The sequence below is a fragment of the Brevundimonas sp. genome, from assembly GCF_036400995.1.
Classification (GTDB): Bacteria; Pseudomonadota; Alphaproteobacteria; order Caulobacterales; family Caulobacteraceae; genus Brevundimonas.
This window is the reverse complement of the sequence record NZ_DASWWG010000086.1, coordinates 1-5148: the sequence shown is the minus strand read 5'-3', so window position 1 is coordinate 5148 and position 5148 is coordinate 1. Positions and strand designations below refer to the sequence as shown.

6 protein-coding genes and 1 pseudogene are annotated in these 5148 nt (G+C 69.5%); 3 read left to right on the top strand and 4 right to left on the bottom strand.

Annotated features, from left to right (window positions below; genetic code table 11):
- The 4 genes from VGE03_RS12410 to VGE03_RS12395 form a co-directional block, all read right to left on the bottom strand.
- Positions 1-681 (bottom strand): MotE family protein (locus VGE03_RS12410; RefSeq protein WP_331046785.1); only part of this gene is annotated, 681 nt, incomplete at its 3' end.
- A gap of 29 nt (positions 682-710) precedes the next feature.
- Entirely contained in the window at positions 711-1286 is a 576-nt protein-coding gene (locus VGE03_RS12405) for a DUF6468 domain-containing protein (RefSeq protein WP_331046784.1), read from the bottom strand.
- Entirely contained in the window at positions 1283-2338 is a 1056-nt protein-coding gene (fliM, locus tag VGE03_RS12400) for a flagellar motor switch protein FliM (RefSeq protein ID WP_331046783.1), read from the bottom strand. The genes VGE03_RS12405 and fliM overlap by 4 nt, the downstream gene beginning before the upstream one ends.
- 85 nt (positions 2339-2423) lie before the next feature.
- Positions 2424-3071, bottom strand: coding sequence for a flagellar basal body-associated FliL family protein (locus tag VGE03_RS12395; protein WP_331046782.1), 648 nt, complete (start codon positions 3069-3071; stop codon positions 2424-2426).
- A gap of 178 nt (positions 3072-3249) precedes the next feature.
- On the opposite strand from VGE03_RS12395, the gene flgF reads away from it, so the two are divergent.
- From flgF to VGE03_RS12380, 3 genes and pseudogenes are all read left to right on the top strand, one after another.
- Positions 3250-3987: a flagellar basal-body rod protein FlgF gene (gene flgF / locus VGE03_RS12390; protein WP_331046781.1), complete on the top strand. Its 738-nt coding sequence runs from the start codon at positions 3250-3252 to the stop codon at positions 3985-3987.
- A gap of 14 nt (positions 3988-4001) precedes the next feature.
- Positions 4002-4790 carry a flagellar basal-body rod protein FlgG gene (flgG, locus tag VGE03_RS12385; RefSeq protein ID WP_331046780.1) on the top strand — a complete coding sequence of 263 codons (789 nt, stop codon included), beginning with the start codon at positions 4002-4004 and terminating at the stop codon, positions 4788-4790.
- Positions 4787-5148 (top strand): annotated as a pseudogene (locus VGE03_RS12380) (flagella basal body P-ring formation protein FlgA); the annotation flags it as partial. The gene flgG and the pseudogene VGE03_RS12380, both read left to right, overlap by 4 nt.

Below are 5148 nucleotides of genomic sequence, written 5' to 3'. Positions count from 1 at the left end.
GGCCGGAGCGGCGGCGTCAGCGGCCGCCGGAGCGGGCGTCTGTGCCGAAGCGGCGGCGGCGCGGGCGGCCAGGGCCTGCTGGGCTTCGAAGCGACGGGCCAGCTTCTCGGTCAGCGACCGGGCGGCGGCGGGGTCCATCTGGGCCATGATGGCGGCCAGGGTGCGCGGGCGCATCGCCGCCGCGACCGGCAGGCGGACGTCGTCGTCGAGCGTCGAGAAGACGCGGGCGGCCTCACGCGGACGCATGGCGGAATAGACGGCGACCAGACGGTCGGTCTCGGCCTTCTGCTTCTCGTCCACCTGGCCGAGCATGGCGGCGACCTCGGCCTTGACCTGCTCGAGGGCCTGGACGCGGGCGTCCAGCTTCTGCTCGGCGGCAGCCAGCAGGGGCAGCATGGAGGCGAAGTCGGTGTCGCGGGCGTCCAGCTCGGCGCGGCGCGAGGACAGGGACTGGATGATGCGCAGCTCGGCCGGGGAGATGCCGGCCTGCTGGGCCAGTTGCTCGGGCGTCAGGGCGCAGACGGCGGCCGGAGCGGCGGCGGTGGCCGGCGGCGACACGGCTTCCTCGGCCCAGGCCTTGGCGCCCTCGAACAGACCGGGCGCCACGCCGATGGCGCGGATCACCACCACGCCGCCGATGGCGACGGCGATGAGGGGCAGAAGACGCGGGATCCTGGCCATGCGGGTTACTCGGGTCCTTGGAATGGGGGTCAGGCGGCGAACAGGTCGTCGTCCAGATTGCGACGCGCCTGGTTGAGGCTTTGCTTCGCAGACTGGTTAGCGGCGCCGTGCTTGGTCAGGGCGCCGAGGATGGCGTGGACGTTGCCCGAGGCGGCGGTCGGGCGGGCCGGCGCGGCCATACCCTGGATGCGCTCGGCCAGCGCCTGCATGCGCGCGGCGCGGGCTTCGTCCTCGGAGACCGGGGCGGCGACCGGAGCCGGGCGCGGCGCGGGGGCGCGGACTTCGGCGCGGACGGGCTCGGGCGTCCGCTCGGCGCGGGCCGGAACGTAGTCGGCGCCACGGGCGATCAGTTGCTCCAGCTGGGCCTTCACCTCGCGCGCCTTGACGATGCGGTCGTGCAGCAGGTCGGTTTCCTGGCCCGAGGCGCGAAGCGAGGCCAGGGCGGCTTCGGCCCGGCCGGCGGCGGTGTTCAGGTCGGTCACGGCCGAGGCGAAAGCCAGTTGCCCGGCGCGCAGGGCCGCCAGCTTGCGCTCCAGCCGCACGCCATAGCCCAAGGCCGCGACCAGCAGCAGCATCAGGATGCCGTCCAGAATCATGCCGGTCATCGACGTTTTCCCTTCACCAGGCTGGAGGCGGCTTCGACATTCACCGGGGCCTCGACCCGCACGGCGATGTGCTGGCCCTTGCGGCCCATGCGGCCGACGGTCAGCGGAATGGACCCGGCGCGCACCGAGATCGGCGAGTCCGGATTGACGTTGAGCATCAGGGTGTCCCCGACCTTGAAGTCGAGCACCTGGGAGAGCGGCAACTGCTGCTCGTCCAGCACGGCGCGAACCTCGGTCTCGGTGGTCCAGAGCTCGGTGGCCAGGTGGCCTTCCCAGATGTTGTCGCGACCGAACTTCTCACCCATGAACTGCTGCAGCAGCATCTTCCGGATGGGTTCGAGCGTGGCGTAGGGCAGCAGCAGCTCGATGCGGCCGCCGCGGTCTTCCATGTCGATGCGCAGCTTCACCAGAATGGCGGCGTTGGCCGGGCGGGCGATGGCGGCGAAGCGCGGGTTGGTCTCCAGCCGGTCCAGGTTGAAGTGGACGGGCGTCAGGGGCTCGAAGGCGGCGCGGGCGTCGGCCAGCACGACCTCGACCATCCGCTGGACCAGAACGCGTTCGATGGTGGTGTAGGGACGGCCCTCGATGCGCAGGGCCGCGGTGCCCCGGCGACCGCCCAGCAGCACGTCGACGATCGAATAGATCAGGTTCGAATCGACCGTCAGCATCCCGTAGTTGTCGAGCTCCTCGGCGCGGAAGACCGCGAGGATGGCCGGCAGGGGGATGGAGTTCAGATAGTCGCCGAAGCGGATCGAGGAGATGTTGTCGAGGCTGACCTCGACGTTGTCCGAGGTGAAGTTGCGCAGGCTCGTCGTCATCAGCCGCACCAGGCGGTCGAAGACGATCTCGAGCATCGGCAGGCGCTCGTACGAGACGAGGGCCGAGTTGATGATGGCGCGGATGCCCGAGCGTTCGGAGCCGTCGTCCTCGCCCAGATCGAAGCCGAGCAGGCTGTCGATCTCGTCCTGGTTCAGGACGCGTTCGGACGCGACCGGACGCTCATCGGCCAGGGGCTCGGCGAAGGGATCGTCGGCGAAGGCGGCGTCGGACATCACGCTTCTCCGATTTCATCGGCGAAGCGCTTCATGCCTGGGCATGAGCTTATCCGAAAACCGCTGACACTTTTCGGGCTCATGCCTACTGCACCAGCATTTCTTCGATCAGCACGGCGTCGACCTTGCCGGGCGCGGCGATCAGGTTGACGCGGCGCAGGATCTCGGCGCGCAGCTGGAAGCTGCCGGCCGAACCGGCCAGGTCCTCGGGACGCAGCTCGCGCAGGAAGCCCTGGAACATGTCCTGCATCCGCGGCAGCTCGCCCTGCAGGTGGCTGGCCACCTCGGCGTCCTGCATCTCGAGCGTCAGCTTGAGCTTGAGGAAGGACGGCCGGCCGTCGGCCGACTGAATGTTCACCAGCAGATCCGGCAGGGTGTAGAAGGTGACGCCGTCAGGGCCCTCGGCGATGGTGCCGAGCGCGGGATTGGGCTCGCCCTCCGCGCCGCCGCCGCCGTGACCGCCGCCGCCCTTCTTCTCGGCCTTCTTGCCGTGGCCGTCATCCTTCTTCTCGGCGCCGTGGCCGCCCTCTTCCTCCGCCGCGGCGGACTTGGGCTGCATCATCACGAAGGCGGCCGCGCCGCCGCCGCCCAGCACCAGCAGGGCGGCCGGGACGATGATGAACAGCAGCGGCAGCTTCTTCTTGGCGGGCGCGCCCTCGCCCTCCCCGCCCTCGCCGTCCGTGACGGCGGGCAGGTTGGCGTCCGCGTCCTTTTTCTTGCCCAGCTTCAGCATGCGCCCCGCGCCCCGAGAATCTCAGCGTCCAATTCAGCCGGGTTTGGTTAATGAGCCGTTTACGATCGGCAAATCCTGCCGGGCGCCCGGAGCAGCTTTGCGGCTGAAACGCCCGCCGGCGCTGGATTAACCGTGTTGGCACGACCGTTGCGACGGCGAAGGGCGAAAGGAGCCGCCCGTGGAAAACGCCGCCTACGTCGGACTGTCACGTCAGATGACCCTGCGCCGCGAGCTGGACGTCGTGGCGAACAACATCGCCAACGCCGACACCACCGGCTTCAAGGTCGAGCAGTTGCTGGTCGGCGAAGAGGTGGGCGAGCGCGCCCGCAACGCCTTCGTCCGCCCGGGCGTCAGCTTCGTGCTGGACAACGGCGTGGGCCGGGACTTCAGCCAGGGCTCGCTGTCCCAGACCGGCCGCGCGCTGGACTTCGCCATCGAGGGCGAGGGCGCGTTCTTCACGGTGCAGGACGGGAACGGCCTGGCCTACACCCGTGACGGCGGCTTCACCCTTGACCCGACCGGCCGCCTGACGACCAAGCAGGGCAAGGCGGTGATGGGCGACGGCGGCGAGATCATCCTCGACCCGACGCGCGGTGAAATCTCGGTCGGCGCCGACGGCACCATCACCCAGGACGAGGAAGTCGTCGGCCGCCTGTCGGTGGTCCGCTTCGACGCCCTGGGCGCCCTCGAGAAGGGCGGCGACGGCCTGTACCGCAACGCCTCCAACGCCGTCTCCGTCGAGGCGACCGACGCCAGCGTGCGTCAGGGGATGCTGGAAGGCTCCAACGTCAATCCGATCCTCGAGATCACCAATCTGATCGAGATCCAGCGCGCCTACGAGAGCGTGACCCGGATGATCGAGAACACCACCGAACTGTCCCGGCGCTCCGTCGAGCGTCTGGGCCGGGTTTCGTAAGGGAGGACTGAGACATGCGTGCGCTCAGAACCGCAGCTTCGGGCATGGCCGCCCAGCAGCTGAACGTGGAGGTCATCTCCAACAACATCGCGAACATGAACACCGTCGGCTACAAGCGCCAACGGGCCGAGTTCCAGGACCTGCTGTACCAGAACGTCGAGCGGATGGGCGCGCAGTCGTCCACCCAGGGCACCGTCGTTCCGACCGGCATCCAGATCGGCGCGGGCGTGAAGGCCGGGGCCGTGTATCGCGTCACCGACCAGGGCACCCCGACCAACACCGGCGGCATGTACGACATGGCCATCGACGGTCGCGGCTACTTCCAGATCCTGATGCCGTCGGGCGAGACCGCCTATACCCGCGCCGGCAATTTCTCGATCAACGGCGAGGGCCAGCTGGTCACCGACGACGGCTATGCGGTGCAGCCGAACATCAACATCCCGCAGGACGCGGTCGATGTGCAGATCTCCAAGTCGGGCCAGGTGCAGGTCTTCACCGACGGCAACGCCACCCCGCAGGTCGTCGGCCAGATCGAACTGGCGTCCTTCTTCAACGAGGCGGGCCTGGAAGCCATCGGCGACAACCTGCTGCTGGAAACCGCGGCCTCGGGCCCGGCCAACGTCGGCGCGCCCGGCGAGATCGGCTACGGCGACATCCTGCACAAGTTCACCGAAAGCTCGAACGTCGACGCGGTGTCGGAAATCTCGGCCCTGATCATCGCCCAGCGGGCCTATGAGATGAACTCCAAGGTCATCACCACGGCCGACCAGATGCTGTCGGTCAGCGCGCAGGTGAAGTCGTGAAGTCCCTGATCCTCGCGGCCGTGAGCGCCGTCGCCCTGGCCCTTGCCGGGCCCGCCCTGGCCGGACCGGTCACGCTGAAGGCCAATCCGGTCGATCACGACGGCCAGGTCACCCTGGGCGACATCTTCGACGGCGCCGACGGCGCGGCCAATGTGGTCGTCGGCCGCCGGGTCGGCCCCTCGATCGTGTTCGAGGCCGCCCAGCTGCAGGGCATGGCCCGTCAGGCCGGGCTGGACTGGGCAAATCCGACCGGGTTGCGCCGGGTCGTCGTCCGCGACGCCGGAATGGCGCCCGGCGGGGCCGCCGCGGCGCCCGTGACGGCCGCGCCCGCCGCCTTCACCGCCGCCCCTGCCCCCGC